This window comes from Chryseobacterium sp. SN22 (assembly GCF_008329705.1).
In the GTDB taxonomy this organism is placed as follows: domain Bacteria; phylum Bacteroidota; class Bacteroidia; order Flavobacteriales; family Weeksellaceae; genus Chryseobacterium.
In genome coordinates this window covers 89,846-111,493 of sequence record NZ_VTSX01000005.1, presented here as the reverse complement: position 1 = coordinate 111,493, position 21,648 = coordinate 89,846, and the positions used below count along the sequence as shown (strand labels likewise).

Annotated in this window: 16 protein-coding genes and 1 pseudogene; 3 read left to right on the top strand and 14 right to left on the bottom strand. The window is 43.5% G+C overall.

The window, feature by feature from the left end; genetic code table 11:
* Positions 1–377: 377 nt before the first annotated feature.
* Complete coding sequence (locus FY557_RS04675; protein ID WP_149246129.1) at positions 378–605, top strand: glutathione synthase; 228 nt, start codon at positions 378–380, stop codon at positions 603–605.
* A gap of 45 nt (positions 606–650) precedes the next feature.
* On the opposite strand, the gene FY557_RS04670 is transcribed toward FY557_RS04675, so the two are convergent.
* Both FY557_RS04670 and FY557_RS04665 read right to left on the bottom strand, forming a co-directional pair.
* Complete coding sequence (locus FY557_RS04670) at positions 651–1,439, bottom strand: SDR family oxidoreductase (RefSeq protein ID WP_149246128.1); 789 nt, start codon at positions 1,437–1,439, stop codon at positions 651–653.
* A 201-nt stretch (positions 1,440–1,640) separates the two neighbouring features.
* The gene (locus FY557_RS04665) at positions 1,641–2,645 is read right to left on the bottom strand and encodes an SDR family oxidoreductase (protein ID WP_149246127.1); all 1,005 of its coding nucleotides are present in this window, start codon (positions 2,643–2,645) and stop codon (positions 1,641–1,643) included.
* A 326-nt stretch (positions 2,646–2,971) separates the two neighbouring features.
* Here FY557_RS04665 and FY557_RS04660 point away from each other — a divergent pair, with 326 nt between their 5' ends.
* Positions 2,972–3,289: a hypothetical protein gene (locus FY557_RS04660; protein WP_149246126.1), complete on the top strand. Its 318-nt coding sequence runs from the start codon at positions 2,972–2,974 to the stop codon at positions 3,287–3,289.
* Positions 3,290–3,360: 71 nt separating this feature from the next.
* On the opposite strand, the gene FY557_RS04655 is transcribed toward FY557_RS04660, so the two are convergent.
* Together FY557_RS04655 and FY557_RS04650 are read right to left on the bottom strand one after the other, a co-directional pair.
* Entirely contained in the window at positions 3,361–5,520 is a 2,160-nt protein-coding gene (locus tag FY557_RS04655; RefSeq protein ID WP_149246125.1) for a glycoside hydrolase family 97 protein, read from the bottom strand.
* Between the two features lie 82 nt (positions 5,521–5,602).
* The gene (locus FY557_RS04650) at positions 5,603–7,636 is read right to left on the bottom strand and encodes an ATP-binding protein (protein WP_185151648.1); all 2,034 of its coding nucleotides are present in this window, start codon (positions 7,634–7,636) and stop codon (positions 5,603–5,605) included.
* A 204-nt stretch (positions 7,637–7,840) separates the two neighbouring features.
* Between FY557_RS04650 and FY557_RS04645 the strand changes: the two genes are divergently transcribed.
* Positions 7,841–8,248 carry a VOC family protein gene (locus tag FY557_RS04645; protein ID WP_149246123.1) on the top strand — a complete coding sequence of 136 codons (408 nt, stop codon included), beginning with the start codon at positions 7,841–7,843 and terminating at the stop codon, positions 8,246–8,248.
* Positions 8,249–8,625: 377 nt separating this feature from the next.
* On the opposite strand, the gene FY557_RS04640 is transcribed toward FY557_RS04645, so the two are convergent.
* The 10 genes and pseudogenes from FY557_RS04640 to FY557_RS04595 form a co-directional block, all read right to left on the bottom strand.
* Positions 8,626–9,690 carry a UDP-glucose--hexose-1-phosphate uridylyltransferase gene (locus FY557_RS04640; RefSeq protein ID WP_317131774.1) on the bottom strand — a complete coding sequence of 355 codons (1,065 nt, stop codon included), beginning with the start codon at positions 9,688–9,690 and terminating at the stop codon, positions 8,626–8,628.
* Positions 9,659–10,846: a galactokinase gene (galK, locus tag FY557_RS04635; RefSeq protein ID WP_149246121.1), complete on the bottom strand. Its 1,188-nt coding sequence runs from the start codon at positions 10,844–10,846 to the stop codon at positions 9,659–9,661. The genes FY557_RS04640 and galK overlap by 32 nt, the downstream gene beginning before the upstream one ends.
* Positions 10,847–10,926: 80 nt before the next feature.
* Positions 10,927–11,910 carry a Gfo/Idh/MocA family protein gene (locus tag FY557_RS04630; RefSeq protein ID WP_185151647.1) on the bottom strand — a complete coding sequence of 328 codons (984 nt, stop codon included), beginning with the start codon at positions 11,908–11,910 and terminating at the stop codon, positions 10,927–10,929.
* A gap of 78 nt (positions 11,911–11,988) precedes the next feature.
* Positions 11,989–12,497 (bottom strand): annotated as a pseudogene (locus tag FY557_RS04625) (1-deoxy-D-xylulose-5-phosphate synthase N-terminal domain-containing protein); the annotation flags it as partial.
* A gap of 4 nt (positions 12,498–12,501) precedes the next feature.
* Positions 12,502–13,155, bottom strand: a complete 654-nt coding sequence (fsa, locus tag FY557_RS04620; protein ID WP_149246119.1) for a fructose-6-phosphate aldolase — start codon at positions 13,153–13,155, stop codon at positions 12,502–12,504.
* Between the two features lie 199 nt (positions 13,156–13,354).
* A complete protein-coding gene (locus FY557_RS04615) occupies positions 13,355–15,388 on the bottom strand; it encodes an alpha-glucuronidase (RefSeq protein WP_149246118.1) in 2,034 nt (677 codons plus the stop codon).
* 134 nt (positions 15,389–15,522) lie between these two features.
* Positions 15,523–16,488 carry a glycoside hydrolase family 43 protein gene (locus FY557_RS04610; RefSeq protein WP_149246117.1) on the bottom strand — a complete coding sequence of 322 codons (966 nt, stop codon included), beginning with the start codon at positions 16,486–16,488 and terminating at the stop codon, positions 15,523–15,525.
* Between the two features lie 172 nt (positions 16,489–16,660).
* Positions 16,661–17,776 (bottom strand): endo-1,4-beta-xylanase, encoded by a 1,116-nt coding sequence (locus FY557_RS04605; RefSeq protein WP_149246116.1) that lies wholly within the window; start codon positions 17,774–17,776, stop codon positions 16,661–16,663.
* A 476-nt stretch (positions 17,777–18,252) separates the two neighbouring features.
* Positions 18,253–19,707 (bottom strand): MFS transporter, encoded by a 1,455-nt coding sequence (locus tag FY557_RS04600; RefSeq protein WP_149246115.1) that lies wholly within the window; start codon positions 19,705–19,707, stop codon positions 18,253–18,255.
* A gap of 21 nt (positions 19,708–19,728) precedes the next feature.
* The gene (locus FY557_RS04595) at positions 19,729–21,648 is read right to left on the bottom strand and encodes a sialate O-acetylesterase (RefSeq protein ID WP_149246114.1); all 1,920 of its coding nucleotides are present in this window, start codon (positions 21,646–21,648) and stop codon (positions 19,729–19,731) included.

The following is a 21,648-nucleotide window of genomic DNA, read 5'->3' as shown; positions in this document are numbered from 1 at the left end:
CAGGAATGATGAAATAATTATATAGGGATATCTTCTATTATCTCATTTTATTCACTGCCATCATCTGCTAAATGAAGTCCTGTTGTGAATAAAAAATAAGCAGTATGTTTATCTAAACTTTACGGCCAGAGCATTAAAATCTTTAGGTATTGAAAACAAAAAATCCTCAGAAAGAATCTGAGGATAAAAACTAATAACCATGAAAACTCAAATTAAACATGAGTTACTTAACTACATTAAAATATTGTGCCATTTAAATTTTCAAATTTAAATTTTAAGTTTTATTAATATTATTTAACACTTTTTAATAAAAAATTAGAAAATTTTATTTGGCACGGTTTATTCTATATCTGGAATACCATTAAAAAATAACGATCATGGCACATAAAATTTTTAGAAAAGGAGATTTCAGAAGGGACGAAACCGGAATATACATCCTTGAAGTACCAAAAGGAATTGTAGGAATCGGCGCAAATCTGATTATTGAAAGACAAACCGCTGATGGGGAATATGAAGTCGTACAGGCCGATATGCACCGGCATAATGATGACATCCTGATCAAATGGAGTGAACCTTTCGACGGAAGATTGCTTTACGAAGAATAAAAATGAAAGACTGTCTGAGACAGTCTTTTTTAATGGTTTAGAACCTTAATAGGTATTATTTAAGCCGCCATCCAACGGAATGCTTGTTCCCGTAAGGTAAGCTGCATAATCAGAAGCGAGAAAAGCAACCAGATGACCATATTCTTCAGGTTTTCCCAACCGCTTCATCGGAATCTTTTCTTCTTTTTTCTTTTTGAGGTCTTCAACAGAAGCACCCGTTTCTTTGGCTTCATGATCAATAAGATCCTTGATCCTTTTTGTATCAAAAGATCCTGTAAGAATATTATTAATGGTGACATTATGTTTGCCCACTTCGATAGATAATGTTTTTGACCATGCAATTACTGCCGAACGGATGGAATTGGAAAGCGCCAGATCAGGAATAGGCTGTTTAACCGACAGCGACGATACATTGATAATCCGTCCCCTGCCTTTTTTAATCATATAAGGCAATGCGAGATTGGTAGTTTCGCAGACTGTTTTGAAGAGCAGATCAAAGGCTGACTGGTGGTCCTGCGTATTTTTTTCTGACGCTAAGCCCGGCTTCGGGCCATTGGTATTGTTAACAAGAATATCAATATCATGATTCTGAAAATAGGCTGCGATGATTTTCTGAAAGCTTTCAAAATCTGAAAAGTCAGCCACGAGATAACCATGTTCTTGCCCGTCGCTTACAACAGGAAGCGAACGGACGAAATCCTTAAGTTTTTCTTCATTCCGGGCCATGACGGTAACGTTGGCTCCGCATCGGGCCAGCTCCATAGCAATCCCTGCTCCTATTCCCTGGGTGGCAGCACCTACCAGGGCGTTTTTTGAATTTAACTGAATATTCATATGTTTTTGATATTTGTTACACAAATGTATTATTAATATGATGATTAATGGTTTAGAGACTTACAAAGATTTTTAAACTATATTTTGTTTAAACTTCACAAAGTCTTTTTCACTTCTAAAAGCTTTTGGCATTTTACATTTTAGAAAGATCAAAATAAAAAAGCTGCCCAAAAGCAGCTTAAATTTTAATAAAATAGATTCTTATGGCTGGCCACTTCCTCCTGCGGCACCATAAATATGTCCTGTGGTAAAGCTGGCACTGTTATCGGCAAGCTGTACAAAAATGGACGCTAATTCGGCAGGCTGTCCCGGTCTTCCCAGCGGCGTATCCTCACCAAATTTCTCAATATTTTCCTGAGTCTGTCCGCCGCTTACTTCAAGGGCTGTCCATACCGGTCCCGGCGCCACACCATTTACCCGGATTCCTTTCGGCCCCAGCTGCTTGGCCAGTGATTTCACGTAGCTTGTGGTTGCCGCTTTGGTCTGGGCATAATCATAAAGGTTTTCCGACGGATCATAAGCCTGGACAGAAGACAGGCCGATAATGGATGAACCCGGCTTCAGGTGCGGTAAAGCTGCCTTTGTAATCCAGAATGGTGCATAGATGTTGGTTTTCATCGTTCTTTCGAATTCTTCGGTGCTGATATCCAGAATTGATTCGTGGGTTTTCTGGTGTCCTGCATTGTTGACCAGGATATCAAGTCCTCCGAGTTCCTGAACAGCCTGAGCAACGAGTTTTTTACAGAAATCTTCCGTACGGATATCTCCAGGGATGGCCACGGCTTTACGTCCGGCCTGCCGGATCAGCGCAACAACTTCTTTGGCATCCGGTTCTTCCTCAGGAAGATAATTGATGGCTACATCAGCACCTTCTCTTGCATAGGCAATGGCTGCTGCACGTCCGATTCCGGAATCCCCTCCGGTAATCAGAGCTTTTCTTCCCATCAGCCTGCCTGATCCTGTGTAGGTCTTTTCACCATGATCCGGAACCGGATCCATTTTGCCCGCTAATCCCGGGAACGGCTGAAACTGCCTTTTAAAAGGAGGCCTCGGATATTTCGTCGTTGGATCCGTAAGGTCCGGCCCCATTGAAGGATTTGCCTTTCTGTTTTGGGATTGTGCAAAGGCTCCCGGTGCTACTGCAGCCACTGCCAGGGTGGTTGCGATTTTTCCAATGGCATTTCTTCGTGTGATTTCCTTTTCCATTATTTTATATTTTGGTGTGATTGGTTTAGAATAAATTTCTGCTCAGTGGCAGGAATAACGGTGATATTTCTGCAAGTATGAGACCACCAACGAAAAAAATCTATTTTATGTAAAAAAGTGTGGTATTTAAATTAATTAAGGAATAAGCACTTATCCTACGTAATTTATATTAACATGAATCCGAAGTAGAAATCGGGACCTTAAGATAATTAATGTTTTAAACTTTAATAAAAAATCCGGGTTCTTTTTTCTTTAAATGCATACCACACCTTTAGAAACGGGCTTCCATTGGCAGATTATTTGTTTTTACAAAGAAAATTTTTGTTATGAATAATAAAATAAAAATAGCCTTGGGTTTAATCGCAGGCGGATCCCTGATTTATTTCGGGTTAAAAAAGAAAAAAGGAGAAACGAAAACATTTACCGCACCTGACGGAAATACCTACGGTGAAAACCAATTGTACCGTACGTTTGATAACAAGACGTACAAAAACGGAAAGGAAGTTCACTTCAACATGCCGGAGTCGCAAGACAAGAGCAATGCTTCCAACCACTACGAACCGAATAATGAAAAGCTGGCGAAAAACTATCAGGCAGGAAACCAGGGAGTCAATTACCACCAGAAAGGGGTAAGACACCACTGATCATCCTAAAATTAAAAATCTCCGTTTATACCTACATGTTATATAAACGGAGATTTTTTTTAAGCCGGTTCTTATTTAACCGGTTTTACAGAAACGGCAAAACCACCGCTTCTCGCCATATTAAAATTAATTTTAGACTTGCTGTTAATCAATTTTTTATAAATACGGTAACTTTGAGGATTGCTGATATAATCAGCGTCTTTTCCATCCTCATAAAAGGTGGCTTCATATGTCCTATCTTTATCAAGAAACGAAAAATCGACGGTATAAGACCTTTTATTTTCATCGGTAATCCCACCCACAAACCAGTTTTCCGTACCTTTTGCTTTTCGGGCCGTAATAATATAATCTCCGGGTTCGGCAGATAAAATCTTTGTGTCGTCCCAATCTGCAGCGACGTCTTTAATAAACTGAAAAGCATCCATATGCTTCCGGTAATTTTCCGGCAGGTCGGCCGCCATCTGTACCGGCATATACATAACCACATAAAGGGCCAGCTGTTTCGCCAGCGTGGTTTTTACAAAACGTTTGTCACCCGGAAAATAATAATCCAGCCTGGTCTGAAAAATACCCGGGGTATAATCCATCGATCCCCCCATCCATCGGGTAAACGGGAGAATGGTCTGATGATCGGGATTGTTTCCGAGAAAAGCCTCATGTTCCGTTCCGCGCGCCGATTCCGCCGATACCCAGTTCGGGTACGTCCTGCTTTCCCCGCCCGGCCGTACAGACTCATGGGAGTTTACCATAATTTTGTATTCGTTTGCTTTTTCGGCAATCCGATAAAAATGGTTGATCATCCACTGCGAAAAATGATGTTCGCTTCTTGGGATAATATCGCCAACATACCCGGTTTTTACAGCATCATAACCGTACTGATTCATCAGCTGAAAGGCTTTATCGGCCCATCTTTCATAATTGGTGGCAGATCCTGAAGTTTCATGATGCATGATCAGTTTAATTCCTTTGGAATGGGCATATTCATTCAGCTTTTCAATATCGAAGTCCGGATAAGGCGTGGTAAAATCGAAAACAAATTCCTTGGAATGCCCGATCCAGTCTTCCCAACCGATATTCCAACCTTCCACCAGCAAACCATTGAACCCGTTTTCCGCAGCGAAATCAATATATTCTTTGACTTTGATATTATTAGCTCCGTGCTTTCCGTTCGGGATCAGCTTTGTAAAATCCGTACCGTCAATATGAACGTTTGTTTTGGGCTCGCCGTAAGCCCACTGGGATTTTCCGATGATCATTTCCCACCAGACGCCCATGTATTTCGTAGGATGGATATAGGAAGTATCTTTGTACCGGGTGGGTTCATTGAGATTAAAAAGCATTTTGGAATCCAGCACCACTTCTGCCTTTGGCGAAACGATAACGGTTCTCCACGGGGTAACGGAAGATGTCTGAATATAACCTTTGGCACCGTTTTTATCCGGGGTGAGATGGGTTTTAAATTTAAAATTTTTAATATCAACCTCCAGATTTGATGCCGGATAATTTAAAACGGCAGCTTCAGCAATATTCATGTATAAAGGATCCTTCCCTTCTTTTTTAAGCATTAGCGGCGACTGTACAGCATCCTTTACCAGGGTCTGCGAAGAATGTTTATCAACGCCGTAACTCCATCGGGCTGGAATTTCCGAAATCTTCGTAGTCTGGGACGGATATTCCTGAGAATCGTAATCAGCCACAATCCACCAGGCTTTCATATCCGTAGGAAAGTCGAATTCCGTATCTTCTTCTTTAATGATAAAATAATTCAGGTTTTTCTGTTGCGGGAATTCATACCGGAAGCCAAGACCGTCATCAAACAGCCTGAATCGGATTATAATATGGCGGTCCGTAGAGGCCTGATTCAGTGTAATGGCAAGTTCGTTGTAATGGTTGATGTAATTTTTCTTTTCACCCAGCACCGGCTGCCAGGTTTCTTTTTTGGCATCCCGCTTTTCAGCCGTTATTGTAAATCTGTCACTCAGATCGTATTGTACATCTTCCGGCTTTCTAATTTCCGGGGCAAATTGTACAGTATTGTTATTGAATAACCTCAGGCCAAGCCTGGAATCTTCAATAACGGGAGTTTTGTTATACGTAAGATTATAGTAAGGAACACCCTGCTTCAGCTGGAAGTTCATTTCAAATTTTCCGTCAGGCGATTTAAGGGACTGGGCATTGGTAAATACACAGAATACCGGGAGCAGTATCGCTCCAATAGTACAGTTTTTCATATTGGCGATTTGGTCTGCTAAAAATAATGAAAGTTGACCGGACAGCCATCTTTTGAGGGGGCTAACTTTAAAAAACCCAATACTATCCTGCAGCTAATGAAACCTTACCTGCCTTTTTCTGTGGAAGCGTAAACCAGAAAGTGCTTCCCTCGCCGATTTTGCTGTACACTCCTATCTTCCCGGAATGTTTTTTTATGATTTCAGAACAGATATAAAGACCTAACCCGAGTCCGGAGTACGATTTTCCGATATGCTCCGCTCTGTAATACCGGTCAAAAAGATGGGGAATCACCGCTTCCGGAATTCCCTGTCCGAAATCACGGACCGAAACTTTTACGTAGTCAGGATCAGTTTCCGTGAAAATGTGTATTTCGTTTGAGCCTTTGGCATATTTTACGGCATTGTTCACGAGATTGATGACTACCTGCTCGATCCGGTGTTCATCAGCATAGATCTCCAGCGATTCATCGCCTTTCAGAATAAGCTTGTGTTTTCCTTCCAGCCGTATATAATGGCAGCTTTTGCCGAGCATTTCGTGAAGATTGAAATCATGGTATTCCAGCATCAGCTGATCCTGCCCCAACCGGCTCATGTTCAGCAGGTCGTCAATCAGCACGCACATTTTTTCAATGCCTTTATCCGATTGCTCAATCAGCCGTATATGGGTCTGGGAATACGGTTTTTCCTTGAGCCGGTTCAGCAGCTGTATGGAGGCCCTGACAGCAGTTAGCGGTGTCTTCAGTTCATGGCTGGCCACACTTAAGAAATCGTCCTTACGTTGCTCCGCCAGCTTCTTATCCGTAATATCGGCATTCATCCCAACCATCCGGTCCGCCATACCGTCTTTATTGAATCTCGGTCTTCCGTGAGCCTGGATCCAGTGGATAGAACCGTCTTTCCATCGTACCGGATACTCTGCCTTGTAGTCTTCATTGTTCTTAATAGATTCTTTTACAAGGTCCTTAATGCGCCTTCGGTGTTCCGGCAGGATCGACTGATAAAGATCCAGATAAGTGAATTCGTCTTCTGTCCGGTAACCGTAATTGTATTTAAACTGATTGGTGCTGTCCATGGCTCCGGTAGAAAGATTGATTTCCGTAGAACCCAAACGGCTTGCATCCAATGCGATTTCCAAACGGTTTTTTATTTCGATAATCGCTTCCCTGGCCTGTACCTGCTCGGTAACGTCGGTTGCGACGACAAGAATGGAACCCGTTGCATTATTTTCATCAAAAGTCGGCTGATATACAAAATTGAGATAGCATTCGGTAAGTTCGCCATTCTTTTCGAGCATCGCCTTCAGTTCCTTTCCAAAATAGGGTTTTCCAGTGGTATATACTTCTTTCAGGATATTAAGAAAAGGCTGATTTTTCAGCTCAGGAAGCGCTTCAGATAAAGGCATACCGACAACAGAACGGTCTTTGTTCCAGATATGCAAAGCTTTATCGTTTACAATATCCACTTTAAAATTTTCGCCCTCTAAAGAAGCCATGGCAACGGGGGACTTTTCGACCAGGTTTTTAAAACGCTTTTCATTTTCCGACAGGGTATGATTGGCCGTCAGCAACTCTCTTTTTATGATTAAAAGTTCATTATTGGCAGCAAAAAGCTCTTCATGTTTAGAAATAAGGTCTTCGTTTGTAGCAAGATACTCTTCGTTCAAGGCAGAAAGATCATTAATAAGCTTCTGTTCAGACTTGGATTTTTCATCCACCATTTCCATCGCTTTCCGTCTTTCTGTGACTTCAGAAGCCGTATGCAGAATATACTTGGTTTTTCCGTCGGTGTCTAAAATTGCCTTGTATTCGAAATCAAAATAAAATTTTTCCGGAAAACCATTGGTCAGCAGAATAGCAGGATAATCTTTGGCAATAAATGTTTCTCCGGACAGCCATACGTTTCTTAAAATTTCAAAAAAAGGCTGTCCTTCCAGTTCAGGCAGCGCAGAACAGAAATCTTTGCCGATGATTTGCTGATCTTTCCCCCAGAATTTCAGCATTGCTTCATTAGCGCTTAAGATCTTTACATCTTCATCTTTATATACCGCAGTTGCATTAGGAGAATAAAACAATACGGATAACAGCTCTTCTGCCTGGATCTGATTAGGGGAATTCATAATTTTATTTAAACGGGTCAAAGATAACCATAAAAATATCATACCACATTTAATCAAGCCATCAATTAATCCATTTTTAAATTTATTGAATCTCTTATCGTGTGGCAACCGATCCATAAAAAATAATTAAAAACAGCTTTGTTTACTGACAGACCCTTGTCACAAAGCCTTCTTATTTTTGCTTAACAATTTAAAAATCAAAAAATGAAATTAGTTTCTTTACGAATGATAACCGCTGATGCAAACCGCCTGGCCGATTTTTATGAAAAAGTAACCGGCATCGAAGCCGTACGCTATACCGAAGATTTTGCTGAGATCAAAACGCCTGCAGCCACCCTTGCTGTCGGAAGCACCCGTACCCTGCAGCTTTTCGGTGGTGAAGATATCGCAGGCCCTGCAGAAAACCGTACAGCGATTATTGAATTCTTAGTTGATGATGTGGACCATGTTTTTGAACGCCTGAAAAATGACAGGGCCATCCAGGTTGTTCAGGAACCGACAACGATGCCCTGGGGCAACCGGTCGCTTCTTTTCAGGGATCCCGACGGCAATCTGGTAAATTTCTTTACACCGGTTTCAAAAGAAGCCGTGGAGAAATTTAAAGGCGAATAATTTTTAACATCAACCTTAAAGCAGAAATCAGATGAATAGGTTGGGAGAAAGAAGCTGAATGCCGGAGGCTTTTCCTTAATCACAGCCAATAACTTTAAAGTATTCATTAACGACCTGGCTTTTTCAGATACTTAAAAACCATTAAGAACCGATAAGGTATTCGGAAAATTAAGATGAGTTTTGCTTAAGCTTGATGCTAAATAAAAACCCTTCATTTTTCTTAAGCTCTTCATATCTCTTAATGGTTTAAACTGTATTCTTATCAAGATTTACTCTTAAGTTATCGAAATTCAATATGCCCTGATTCACTTTAATTTCAATGTAAGATTGAATCTGAAATAAGGAAAGGCTGCTTATCTTCTGATCACAGCCTTTTTTTATCTGCTTTTATAATGTACGACCGAAAGGCCTTTCAGTATTTCCGCGCTCTGTTCCGGAGTGATATCCCGTTGCGGTTCGGCCAGCATTTCGTAGCCGACCATAAATTTTTTCACCTCGGCATTCCGTAATAAGGGCGGATAAAAATGCATATGAAAATGCCATTCCGGATGCGCTTTGCCGTCAGTCGGTGACTGATGGATTCCGGCTGAATAAGGAAACGAAATCTCAAAAAGATTGTCGTATTTGATGGTTAAATCCTTGATGATGGAAGCCAGGGAAAGCTTCTCAGCTTTTGAAAAATGCAACAGGTTTTCAATCTTCCTTTTGCTGACAACCATCATTTCGTAAGGCCACACGGCCCAGAAAGGAACAAGGGCTACAAAATCTTCGTTTTCCAGAATAATTCTTTCGCCGTTTTCAAGTTCTTTTTTAACGTAATCCTGCAACAGCGAGGTGCCGTTTTTCTCAAAGTATTTCTTCAGGTTTTCCTGGGTTTTTGAGATGATGGAAGGGATGGAAGACTGCGCCCAGATCTGTCCGTGCGGATGCGGGTTGCTGCAGCCCATCGTCTGTCCTTTGTTCTCAAAAATCTGAACATGGCTGATGTAATCCAGGCTGCCCAGTTCTTCATACTGTTTTTGCCAGATGTCAACGACATTTTTAATATCATCAACTTCCATTTCAGGCAATGTAAGGCTGTGATTTTCCGAAAAGCAGATCACCCGGTTGATGCCCCGTTCGGGCTGTAAAATAAAGAAGCCGGAAGATTTAAAGGATGATTCCACCTCCTCTTTTATCAGTGAGCCGAAGTCGTTGTTAAAGACATAGACGCCTTTATATTCAGGATTTCTTTCGCCGTTGACGCGGACGTTCCCCGAACACAGATAGCAGTTTTCATCGTGGGCCGGAAGTTTATCTTCCGTTCTCTTTTCGGTCTGCCCCTGCCACGGCCGGTTCGCCCGTTGGGGCGACACCAGGATCCACTCGTCCAAAAGCGGATTGTACCTTCTGTGCGGATGCTGTTTCTGATTAAATGACGAGTTCATTTCTTTTGTATTCATTAATTCCATCCGATATTTTTACCCGGTATATTTTCATTTCAATGCCAAATGCAGCTTTGTATAGGGCTGTAATCGTTTCAATAACCTCGTCCACATGTTCATCTTTGATGAGATTGATGCTGCATCCGCCGAAGCCGCCGCCCATCATCCTGGCACCCAACACGCCGTTCTGCCTTAACGTTTTCTCCACCATAAAATCAAGTTCTTCGCAGCTTACTTCAAATTCTTCAGAAAGGCCGGCATGCGTTTCATTAAGCAGTTTACCCAGATATTCCGCATTGCCTTCCGATAGAGCCTGTGCCGCTTCTTCTACCCTTTTGATTTCCTTTAAAAGGTAAAAACATCTTTTGTAGGAAGTCTCGCCCATTTCTGCTCTTGCTTCGTCCAGCATTTCAAAACTGAAATCCCTGAACTTCTGTACGGCAGGAAACTTTTCCCACAATGCCTTTTTTCCAAGGTCAACATCTTTCCGCCGGTTATTATAGCCTGAGGTAAGATGTGTATGTTTCACGCAGCTGTCAAAAAGAACCAGGCTGTAGCCATCCAGATTCGCTTCAAAATACTGATGATCAAGAGAATGACAATCCAGCATAATCACCCGATGCTCTTTTCCGAAAACGGAGGAAAACTGATCCATGATGCCGCATTGTACCCCTACAAAGGTATGTTCGGCTTTCTGGCCGATCAAAGCCAGCGCTTTTTTGGTTAAATTCAAATTAAAAATTTCGTTGAGGATGTAAGCAAAACCACATTCCAACGCTGCCGAAGAAGACAGGCCCGAACCCATCGGGATAGTGCTGCTGAAAGCAATCTGCAGCCCTCCGATCTCTTTGCCCGATTCCTGGATGGCATTGAAAACACCCAACAGATAATTGGCCCAGGTCTGCGAAACCGGAGATTGTTTTTCCTTTACTTTAAAGGTGAACGACTCGTTGAAATCTTTAGCAAAAAAAGTGCAGGTTCCTGAATCGTCTGTCTTCTTTACGGCAAAACAGATATGCTTGTCAATAGCCGCCGGCAGTACAAAGCCATCGCTGTAATCCACGTGTTCACCGATAATGTTGATCCTTCCGGGAGCCAGGAAAATACGTTCCGGTTCCGATTGAAATGCCGACCGGAATGCCTCCGAAGTATTCTTAATTAATTGTTCCTGCATAAACCTGCAAATATATTTGGATAAAAAATTTAAGTTTTAAAATAATGGATAAAGTTAACCATTTCCGGACAATTGAAGCGTCACTCATCCGGAAAAACGATTCCTGCGAGATTCCGGATCCTGTCTAAAGTCTGCATCAGTAAAATACTGTAATCGTGAGGAACTACCGTACTTTCGGTACTTCCTTTCAAAAGACACCCGGTCGCATGATGCGCTTCATACTGATACCCCAGACCCTCTTCTTTTTCTGTTTGGATAACGGTTTTTTTCTCATCAGCATCATATTCCAAAACAGAAGTCGGATCGTAGAAAGGCGCCGTCAATTTCAACCGGCCCAGCGTTCCGCAGATTTCGACCTCCGTTTCCAGATTCGCCGATATTGAGGAAAACAAGCTGGCCATTGCCCCATTGTGATATTTGAAAACAACAGCGCATTGTTCGTCGATTCCCTGCCCGGCAGGATTAATGCTGACACTGATTTCATCAGGTTTTCCCAAAATATCCAAAGCGGTGAATACATTGTAAATTCCGATATCCATCAGCGAACCGCCGCCCAGTTCAGGATTCAACAGACGGGAATCCGGTTCCGGATTGGCCTGAAAGCCGAAATTTGCGCGAACCATTTTTATTTCTCCCAGTTCCCCGCTACTCACCATTTCGATCATTTTTTGGTAATGGGGAAGGAATTTCGTCCATAAAGCATCCATCAGAAATACATTTTTCCGGTGTGCCAGCCCGATCATTTCCGAAGCCTGTCCTGCATTCAGGGCAAACGGTTTCTCACAGAGCACTGCTTTTCCATGGTTCAGGCAAAGTAAAGTATTGGGATGATGAAGATTATTGGGCGTCGCAATATAAACGATGTCAATTTCGTCGCATGCTGCCAATGCTTCATAGCTTCCGAAACTTAATGGAATATTAAATTCTCCGCAGAAAACTTCCGCACTCTGCAGCGAACGGGAGCCCGCAGCAACAAGCTCGGCATTTTCCACCCGTTTCAGGTCCGATGCAAACTTATGGGCAATCGTTCCTGTTCCCAGGATTCCCCAACGTATTTTATTCATCCTTTTTTGATGAAAATTTGATTTCATCAGATTTTAAAATTTGACTTAAAGCTTACGTTTCATTACTTTTTTAACGGCTTCAACGATATCGCTGGCAGCGTACATAATGGCTTCCCAGTTCTGCCCTTCCTGCAACTCACCGTCACCGTGAAGGCTGAAAACAAAATGCGGGTCTTTATTCAGTTTTTTTCCGGCTGCATGCCCGATGGCTACTGACATTCCCTGCCCGGGCGAACCCGAAGCAATGCGGACCCCCGGAAGATGTTCATGCGTTGTCGGATGGCCCTGAAGCCTGGAATTCAGTTCCCTGAAAGTCGCTAGTTCCGATTTGTCGAAATAGCCGGCGTGCGCCAGAACGCTGTAAAAAACCGGAGAAATATGGCCGTTGGAAAGATAAAAGACATCTTCGCCCTTTCCCGTCATATCAAACCTTCCTTTCTTTCCATTGCATTAAAATACAGGGCAACCATAAAATCGGTGCAGCCCAATGAACTGCCGGGATGGCCCGACTGGCAGGCGTGAACCATTCTTACAATATCCCGCCGAACCTGCGAAGCAATACTTTTTAATTTTGAAATATCAGGCATATTGTTATTGCATTTTTTGTGAATCTTTGATGAACTGCTCCAGGCCATTATCGGTTAAAGGATGCTTAAGCAGCGACAAAATCGGAGGCAGCGGACAGGTAACCACATCGGCACCGATTTTCGCACAGTTGATGATGTGCATGCTATGGCGTACGGAAGCCGCAAGAATCTCTGTTTCATAACCGAAATTGTCGAAAATTGTCCGGATCTCCTGAATCAGATGAAGCCCGTCGGTAGATACATCGTCCAGTCTTCCCAAAAACGGAGAAACATAAGTAGCTCCGGCTTTTGCTGCCAAAAGCGCTTGTCCTGCAGAGAAAATCAGGGTACAGTTGGTACGGATTCCTTTTTCTGAAAAATACTTAAGAGCTTTGATGCCGTCTTCCGTTACCGGAACTTTCACCACAATCTGCGGGTGCAGTGCTGCCAACTCCTCTCCTTCAGCGATCATTTCATCGTAGGTGATTCCCAATACTTCCGCACTTACATCGCCGTCTACGATTTCACAGATTTCAAGGTAGTGCTTCAGAATGTTATGCTTTCCGGAAACGCCTTCTTTAGCCATCAGCGAAGGATTGGTGGTAACGCCGTCAAGAATTCCCAAAGCATTCGCCTCTTCGATCATGGCAAGATTGGCTGTGTCAATAAAAAATTTCATTTAAATAAAGTTGTTTTATATAAGTGTTAAATTTACACTTAATTTAATAAACAGACAAATTCCTGTCTTTTTAAGAAAAGATGAATTGTTTATTTAAAAAATCAGTGCAGATGAAAATTAAATTAAATTTCCCGCAGATGAAGCAGAACTCAATCTGCGGAAAATTATAGAAGTTGATTAATCTGAATTAAAATCCTGATTAATTATGATGCCCCATATTCAGCTTGATCTTCTTCAGGTCTTCCAGCTCGTTCACCGGACGTTCGATGTCATAGGGAACCGGTCTTTTGGAGAACGTCTGGAAGTACAGCAGGCAGGCATCTTTCCACCAAACGGCATCTTTTGCCTGGATTTTAAGTTTGGACTGAACCTCAGAGAAACGCTGTTCATCGATGTAAGGCTGCATCCTATCCCAGGTTTTCTGGTATTCCCTTATCTGATGAACCCCTGAGTCGTATTTGTAGCACAGCTCGTCCCAAAGGGTTTTGCCGTCTTTCATTGTATAATTCCAAGGTACATGATGGAACCACAGGATCAGGTTTTCCGGGCAGGTTTCGATGTTTCCGTAAATTTCATTCAACGGCGGGAAATACTGCGAAACGGCGTTGCTTCCGGTTTTGGTGCGGTCGAAGCCGATTCCGTTGGCGTCTGCGCGGTGGTAATACACCGGCGACCAATCCGGTCTTCCGCCTTTGTAATCGCCCCATGGTTCCGGGCCGTAGTGGTGGTTTCCGGCAAAGATGTGATGAAGGCCCAGAGGCATCATGTAATCCACCACCGTTTCGCGGGAAGTCAGCATGATCTGTTTCACCGGATTTACAAACTCCGGTTTATCGGTAAAGGTCATTTTAATCCATTCGTCGGCGATCTGCTCGGAAGTCAGTTCATGGTTCCAGGCCAGCCTTCCGAAGGCATACCAGTTGGATTGGGCAAACTGATGACCCGTCCAGTTGGTATCTTCCCCGATATTGGCAACTGCTGAAATGGCGGTGATTTTTCCGGCCCTTAAAGTACCGTCGGTAATTTTGGCAATGGTCGATCCTTTTCCGTTGGTATAGGTATCGCTTTCAAGGGTTTCTTTAAACAATGGGGCCAGGTAAGCCAGGTGATTGGCCTGCCCCAGGTATTCCTGTGTGATCTGGAATTCCACCATTTCGGGCGTTTTTCTCAATGCTCCGAAAAGAGGATTGAAAGCTTCCCGGGGCTGGAAATCTACCGGTCCGTTTTTGATCTGGATAATCACATTGTCCCTGAACTTACCGTCCAGCGGAACAAATTCAAGGTAGGCCTGCTTGGCGCGGTCTTCTTTGCTCGGACTGTATACAAACGCTCTCCACATGACGATTCCGCCGTAAGGTTTTAGGACATCGGCCATCATATTGGCGCCGTCGGCATGGGTTCTTCCGTAATCCTGCGGCCCCGGCTGTCCCTCAGAATTGGCCTTCACCAGAAATCCGCCGAAGTCCGGGATCAGCTTATAAATTTCAGCCGCTTTGTCTTTCCACCATTTCTGAACATTTTTATTCAACGGATCCGAATTCTCTGTTCCGCCCAAAACTTTCGGAGAAGAAAAGTTCACGGAAAGGTAAACCTTGATCCCATAAGGTCTGAAAATATCTGCCAGCACCTTCACCTTTTTCAGGTAATCTTCGCGAAGCATATTCGGAGAAGCGTTCACGTTATTCAATACCGTCGCGTTGATTCCGATCGAGGCGTTCGCTCTTGCGTATTCTTCGTATCTCGGCGAAACGGTATTGGGCAGATCTTCCCATTTCCATAATGAGTGGCCTGCATATCCGCGCTCGATGCTTCCGTCCAGGTTGTCCCAATGGTTCAGGATCCTTACATCATAAGACGGTTTTTCAGTAATATTCAGGTTGTTGAGGTTCGCGTTGGTCTGCTGCAGCCTGAGCATGTGGAACACCCCATACAGCAAACCCGATTCTTTAGGTGCTGAAACAACGATCTTTTCAGGTGAGGATGTTATCCGGTACCCGTCTTTCAGGCTTCTCAGTGATTTCTCCAGTCTGAGTTCCACCGTTTGTCCCTGCCAGTGACCGGTCAGTTCTTTCCGGGCAATGTTCAGCATCGGGCTGTTGCCTCTAGCCATGATCTTTTCAGAGGATATTCCGTTTTTTGAAGGAAACCGGAGCCAGAGCTGACTTCCGTCTTCAGCGAAAATCATCATCGGAACCATCAGGAATAAGATAAGATAAGTTCGGAAATGCTGCATCGGATTGATTTATTTTTTTGATTTGAATTAAATAGGGCTTGCCTGTCGTATTTTTCTCCATAGGCTTCACCTATGGCTATTGGAACCATGTCAGGGTTCAGAGCCCTGACATGGTTGATCCAAGTTTACTGATTTTATTCCAGTCCTTCGATGGTTTTTATTTTGCCGTCGTTATCGTATTCGATTTCCACGACTTTCATGCTTCTCAGCCACGTTCTGCCGCCGCTCGGAACGGAATCGTGGAAGAACAGGTACCATTTCCCTTTAAATTCCACGATGCTGTGGTGGGTGGTCCAGCCGACAACCGGGGTCAGGATTTCGCCCTGGAAGGTAAACGGTCCATACGGATTATCACCGGTCGCATAGCAGATCAGATGCGTATCGCCCGTTGAATAGGAGAAGTAATACTTCCCGTTGTATCTGTGCATCCAGGAAGCCTCGAAAAATCGGTGTTTGTCACCATGCAATAAAGAATTTCCGTTTTCATCAAGAATCAGGAGGTCTTTCGGCTCTTCACCGAATTCCAGCATATCATCGCTCAGCTTTACTACTTTTGACGGGATCGCCGGTTCATCGTCATTCGGGATCACGGCACATTCCAGGGCTTTGTTGTTGCGGTATCTTTGTAATTGTCCGCCCCAGATGCCTCCGAAGTACATATAATGCTTCCCTTCATCCTCAAAAAGACAAGGATCGATGCTGTAGCTTCCCATCATCGGATGCTTTTCCGGAACAAACGGCCCGTACGGCTTGTCGCTTACCGCTGCCCCGATTCTGAAAATGTCGTTTTTGTCCTTTAAAGGGAAATACATATAATATTTTCCGTCCTTAAATGCTACATCACAATCCCACAACTGTCTTCCCGACCATGGAATATCCTTTACCGAAAGGACAACCCCATGATCCGTAATTTCTCCGTTTTCCACGTTATCGAGCGAAAAAACATGGTAATCATTCATATCGAAATGGTCGCCGTTGTCATTTTCCTCGATGCCGCTTTCACGGTCGTGGGACGGATAGATATAGAGTTTGCCTTCAAAAACATGCACGGAAGGATCGGCCATATAGTCTTTCGGAAAAAGGTATTTTGCTTTGTTCATTGTTTATAGTTTAGACTTTTAGATTTTTAACCACAAAAGTCACAAAAGATTTAATTCTGTATAAAGCTTTTCAAAGTTCAAAAAAGAATAATAAATTAACATATCGTTTTTTTGTTCTTTTGAACTACTCTGTTTTCAAGCATTTCTTTTGTGGCTTTTGTGGTTTATTAATTTATTTGGTTAATTCAATGATTTTCTTCACCACCGGTTTTGCCTGATCATTACGGTCGAAAAGCAACGGATAATCGGTTCTGCCTTTTACCGGGAAATCGTTTTTCCAGGACTGGTTGTCGTTGACGCCCCAAAGGGTAACCCTTCTGATTTTGTCCTGGTGTTTGATGAATAATCTGAAAAAATCCAGGTACCGGGTTTCCCATTCTTTCTGAACATCCTCCGGAAGTCCTTTGGTATACGGATTCATTTTCGCCTCGTATTCCACTTTATCGGAAACGTTGGCCGAGGTTCCCCAAGGTGAAGGAAGGGCACTGATTTCCATTTCGGTAACGTTTACCTTTACGCCGGCTGCCGCGTAATCGGTGATGGCTTTTTCATATTCTTCCAGTTTCGGATTGTCGAGTCCAACGTGGGTCTGCATTCCGACACCATCGATCCGGATTCCTTGAGATTTCAAATCTCTGACGATTTTATTAACGGTTTTTACTTTTTCAGGGAACCATTCGTTGTAATCATTGTAATACAATTCAGCATTAGGGTCGGCTTCCTGTGCATATTGAAAGGCTAACAGAATAAATTCTTCACCCAGGATTTCATAAAATTTGGATTTTCTATAGGTTCCGTCTTCCATAATGGCTTCGTTCACCACATCCCAGCCTTTTACCCGGCCTTTATATCTTCCCACCAAAGTGGAAATATGGCTTTTCATCCGCTGTTTCAGGACTTCCGGTGAAACATCTTTCCCGTCTTTGCCTATGAAAAACCATTTCGGCAACTGGGAATGCCAGATCAGCGTATGACCGATAATGAACATTTTGTTTTTCTCTCCGAATGCTACGAATTTATCGGCATCGCCAAATAAAAACTGGCCTTCCTGCGGCTGAATGAACATGGATTTCATACAGTTTTCGGCCACGATGGAGCTGAACTGCTTTCTGATGATATCGTCGGATTTTACGTCAGTCCCATCAATCTGCGGAAGACTCATCGCAGTTCCGATGTAGAATTTATTTTTAAAGGCATCTTTCAGGGAATCGCCGGAAGGCTTGGTCTGTGCTGTTTTACACGAAACCGTGAGGGCTAAAATTCCTAATACAGCAATGGCTTTCTTCATAATTATTTTTTATAATTTATCTATTAACAGGTCGCTCCTTGGGAGCTTTTCTTACCGGATTTAAATAGTGTCCTAATTTATTTTATTTCGTCACCCAATTTGATTGATGATTTTGCTTCTTTCAAGCTCCTTAGGAGCTTTATCTGTGTAGTAGAATTTTGTTTCTCTTTCACCATTCCGTAGCAATGGAATCTTTTCCGCCGTATTTTCAGATTGCACTCCTATAGAGTTCTGATTCCGGTTTATTGTTTATTCTACACAGATATAGCTCCTCCGGAACTGTTATCTTAATTCTATTATTTTCCAGTTTCTTCACAGCCCGACCTGAGTGGAGCTCTTTTTCCTGCATTGCGGTTTCAAAGTTTCCTATGATGACCAAACGTTGTTCGCAATGCCGGAAAAAAGCGGGAACCCTTCGACAGGCTCAGGATAAACTAAGGGCGGAAATAGCTGCCCAAATAAAAATTGAACCAATTTTAATTCTGTATTTTCCTTCTTTCTTTAAGATCCTGCTCGATCTGAACTTCCATCTTTTTATTGATTTTATAGAAAATCAGCAGGCCACAGGACAGGAAGAACGGAATAGACGGAAAAATACTGACCAACATTTTGGCGCCTGCAGCCACCGTTTGCGGCTGAACTACATTCTGGGCTCCTTCTGAGGAAATATATCCGTAATGCCCGATGATGGAAGAAACCAGTGAACTTCCGATGCTTAACCCGACTTTTAACCCCACCATCATGGCAGAGAAAATAATCGCTGTCGCACGTCGGTTATTTTTCCACTCGGAATAGTCGGCTACATCAGCGATCATGGCCCAAAGCAGCGGCGTGCTGATCCCGTAAAAGAATCCGTGAAGGATCTGAGAAAGGAACATCAATCCTACTGACTTCGGCGGATAGAATATAAAAGCGACAATAAATAAAGTGGAGATAAACAGGGAAGCAATAAACGCATCTCTCTTTCCATATTTATCGGCAAATCTTTTGGAGAAAGTAATTCCGACAATCATCATGATGATCCCGCCGGCATTGAACAGTCCGAAACCTGCTGACCTTGGATCTTCCCCGAAGAAATTCATCCCGATGGAATTGAAAAAGTTGGTGATTGGTGAAATGAAAGAAGCAAGAGCCGGTTCATCCACATAATTATTGAAATAGTAAACGTAAGAACCTCCTTTCATCGCCAGGGTGATGAAGATCAATGCCGTTACGGTAAGCATAATGATCCACGGCTTATTTTTAGAAAGGTCTTTCAGGTCTTCTCTCAAGCTTGATTTCTGATCGGAGGTTGGAATAATTCTTTCCTTCGTAGTGAAAAAAGTAATCAGCAACATCACCGAGCCAATGACAGCCAGCCAGGTCATTACCGTTTCAATCCCCGCTGCTTTATCGCCATGTCCTACGGATAAAATGATGGGAAGCATAAATACCTGAACAAAGAACTGGGCAAACATCACTGCGACAAAACGATAGGAAGAAATGCTGTTGCGTTCTCCCATATCTCCGGTAATTACCCCGCTTAATGCGGCATACGGCAGGTTGTTGGCTGCATACAGTAATAAAAGCAGGGAATAGGTAACCGCTGCATAGATCATTTTACCTTTATACGAAAAACCGGGTGTGCTGAAGGCCAGAAGCGCAGCAATTCCCAGAGGAACGGCTGTAAATAAAATCCACGGACGGAATTTTCCCCATTTGGTTTTGGTACGGTCTGCCAGAGCACCAATCACCGGATTGAATCCAAATCCTGCGATGAGACCGACAATCAGGGTAATAATGGAAGCATCTTCCGGCTTCAGTCCGTAAATATCGGTATAAAAATAAGCGAGGTAGGTAACCAGGGTCTGAAAAACAAGATTGGCCGCAAGGTCACCTAGGCTATAGCCTATTTTTTCGGATACTGATATTTTCTGTGGATGATTATTCATTTTTAAAATATGAAGATTAAATTAATTTTTTTCTGTTGTAAACGGTGAAGCGGGAAGCCCGGCCGTATTTTTCAGGTTGCCGTCAGGATTATCCGCCCAATCGTAGCGTACGGCTACCGGGTTTTTAACGGCATCGTTCCAGACTATTACTTTTTTTCCTTCGGTTTTTGCTTTCGCCCAGGCCCAGCTTCCGCCTGAATTTTTGATGGCAAAGCCTTTCAGCTCGGCAACCGGAGCAAGATCATCTGTTCCGGTTTTGAAAGAAAGTACGATTTTGTTTCCTTCCGTTTTCATCGACTGATACACCGGTCCGTCTGCTATGATATTCTTTTGATCCGCTATTTTCAAAGCCTGGAACGCTAACCGGTCACCGACTGCTTTTTTATTCAGCGGATGGATGTCGTTCCACTCTCCTACGTCGATGGTTACGGCCAGTCCGGTGTTCGGAACCGTCTGGGAAACCAAGCGCTGCTGGTCTCTCAGTTCCGCCCAGTTGCTTTCTATGGGCTGGCTTTTCGTTTCCATGAAGTTGGCGAGCTGAACAACCATAAACGGTGCATTTTGTTCATGCCATTTGGAACGCCAGTCGTTGATCATTGTCGTGAGCAAATCGCCGTATTCTTTCGGTTTTCCGGTATTGCTTTCGCCCTGGTACCAAAGGAATCCTTTTACTTTATAATTGGTCAGCGGATTGATCATCGAATTGTACAATCCGGTCGGTTTCCAGCGGATAAAGGTCTGTCCGGGAGCTACTCTCGACATTTTCGCGCCCACTTTATACTTCCAGGTTCCGGTAAGATCTATTTTCTGCCCTCCGACTTCCAGGTAGTACGGTTTATCGGCGATGAACTGCCCTCTTCCGCTTCCATTGGTGATCCGTACGGTGATGATGTTTTTGCCGTCTTTCAGTACGCCTGCCGGGATATCGTACCAGCGTGGCGGATATTCATAGGTTACATTTCCGACTTTGGCGCCGTTGATATAGGTAATGTCGCCATCTTTGATCCTTCCTAAATTTAGAAAGGCAGGTTTTCTGGCTGATCCGGCCGGCACATGGATTTCTTTTCTCAGCCAGACCGTTCCGTCAAATGATCCTTCCTGGTCTTCCCAGGATCCGGGAACCATCATGGTTTTCCATCCGGAGTCATCAACATCCGTTTTTTCCCAGTGCTGTGCCAATCCGGGATCATTCTGGTCAAGCTCGGCATACCATGCTCTGCTGGCTGCCTGCTCGCCGGATTCGGTAGATTTAATCAGATCATCGTTCTGCCATTTCCTGGCTTCTTCCAGATATTCGGGATATTTTTTCAGGGAATTGGTATCCATCCAGGCCTGCACCGGAGATCCGCCGAGGCTGGTGTGGATGATTCCCACCGGAACTCTATTTTCAGCATTTATTTCTTTGGCAAAAAAATACGCTACCCCTGAAAAATCAAGAATAGTCTGCGGATCGGTAGATTCCCATTTACCGCCATCGAGTTCCGTCTGCGGTGCTTTGAAATTGTATTTTTGCGGTACCGTAAAAAAGCGGATATTTTTATTGTTTGCCTTCTTTATTTCATCACCGTATAAAGGGGTCAGCCTGCGCATCGGAAGTTCCATATTGGATTGTCCGGAAGCCACCCAAACATCACCGATCAGGATGTCTTTCAGCGTAATTTCGTTGATGGTCATTACATACGGTCCGCCGGCTTTCAGTTCGGGAAGCATGATGTTCCAGTTCCCGCTTTTGTCGGCGCTGGTGATATAGGTTTTGTTTAAAAATTTAACGTTTACCTTTTCGCCTGCATCGGCAGAACCCCAGATCTTCAGCGGCATATTCCTTTGCAGGATCATCCCGTCCGAAACCAAGGCAGGAAGCTTTACTTTGGCTTCCATCATGGAAAGACTGAAGAGGCTGACGATCAGAAAAGTGGCGGTTTTGGACTTATGGATATTCAT

Bases quoted from the DNA above. Each gene is read 5' to 3' on its own strand.
- FY557_RS04675 (WP_149246129.1), top strand. From the start codon at position 378: ATGGCACATAAAATTTTTAGAAAAGGAGATTTCAGAAGGGACGAAACC.
- FY557_RS04670 (WP_149246128.1), bottom strand. From the start codon at position 1,439: ATGAATATTCAGTTAAATTCAAAAAACGCCCTGGTAGGTGCTGCCACC.
- FY557_RS04665 (WP_149246127.1), bottom strand. From the start codon at position 2,645: ATGGAAAAGGAAATCACACGAAGAAATGCCATTGGAAAAATCGCAACC.
- FY557_RS04660 (WP_149246126.1), top strand. From the start codon at position 2,972: ATGAATAATAAAATAAAAATAGCCTTGGGTTTAATCGCAGGCGGATCC.
- FY557_RS04655 (WP_149246125.1), bottom strand. From the start codon at position 5,520: ATGAAAAACTGTACTATTGGAGCGATACTGCTCCCGGTATTCTGTGTA.
- FY557_RS04650 (WP_185151648.1), bottom strand. From the start codon at position 7,636: ATGAATTCCCCTAATCAGATCCAGGCAGAAGAGCTGTTATCCGTATTG.
- FY557_RS04645 (WP_149246123.1), top strand. From the start codon at position 7,841: ATGAAATTAGTTTCTTTACGAATGATAACCGCTGATGCAAACCGCCTG.
- FY557_RS04640 (WP_317131774.1), bottom strand. From the start codon at position 9,690: ATGAATACAAAAGAAATGAACTCGTCATTTAATCAGAAACAGCATCCG.
- galK (WP_149246121.1), bottom strand. From the start codon at position 10,846: ATGCAGGAACAATTAATTAAGAATACTTCGGAGGCATTCCGGTCGGCA.
- FY557_RS04630 (WP_185151647.1), bottom strand. From the start codon at position 11,910: ATGAATAAAATACGTTGGGGAATCCTGGGAACAGGAACGATTGCCCAT.
- fsa (WP_149246119.1), bottom strand. From the start codon at position 13,155: ATGAAATTTTTTATTGACACAGCCAATCTTGCCATGATCGAAGAGGCG.
- FY557_RS04615 (WP_149246118.1), bottom strand. From the start codon at position 15,388: ATGCAGCATTTCCGAACTTATCTTATCTTATTCCTGATGGTTCCGATG.
- FY557_RS04610 (WP_149246117.1), bottom strand. From the start codon at position 16,488: ATGAACAAAGCAAAATACCTTTTTCCGAAAGACTATATGGCCGATCCT.
- FY557_RS04605 (WP_149246116.1), bottom strand. From the start codon at position 17,776: ATGAAGAAAGCCATTGCTGTATTAGGAATTTTAGCCCTCACGGTTTCG.
- FY557_RS04600 (WP_149246115.1), bottom strand. From the start codon at position 19,707: ATGAATAATCATCCACAGAAAATATCAGTATCCGAAAAAATAGGCTAT.
- FY557_RS04595 (WP_149246114.1), bottom strand. From the start codon at position 21,648: ATGAATATCCATAAGTCCAAAACCGCCACTTTTCTGATCGTCAGCCTC.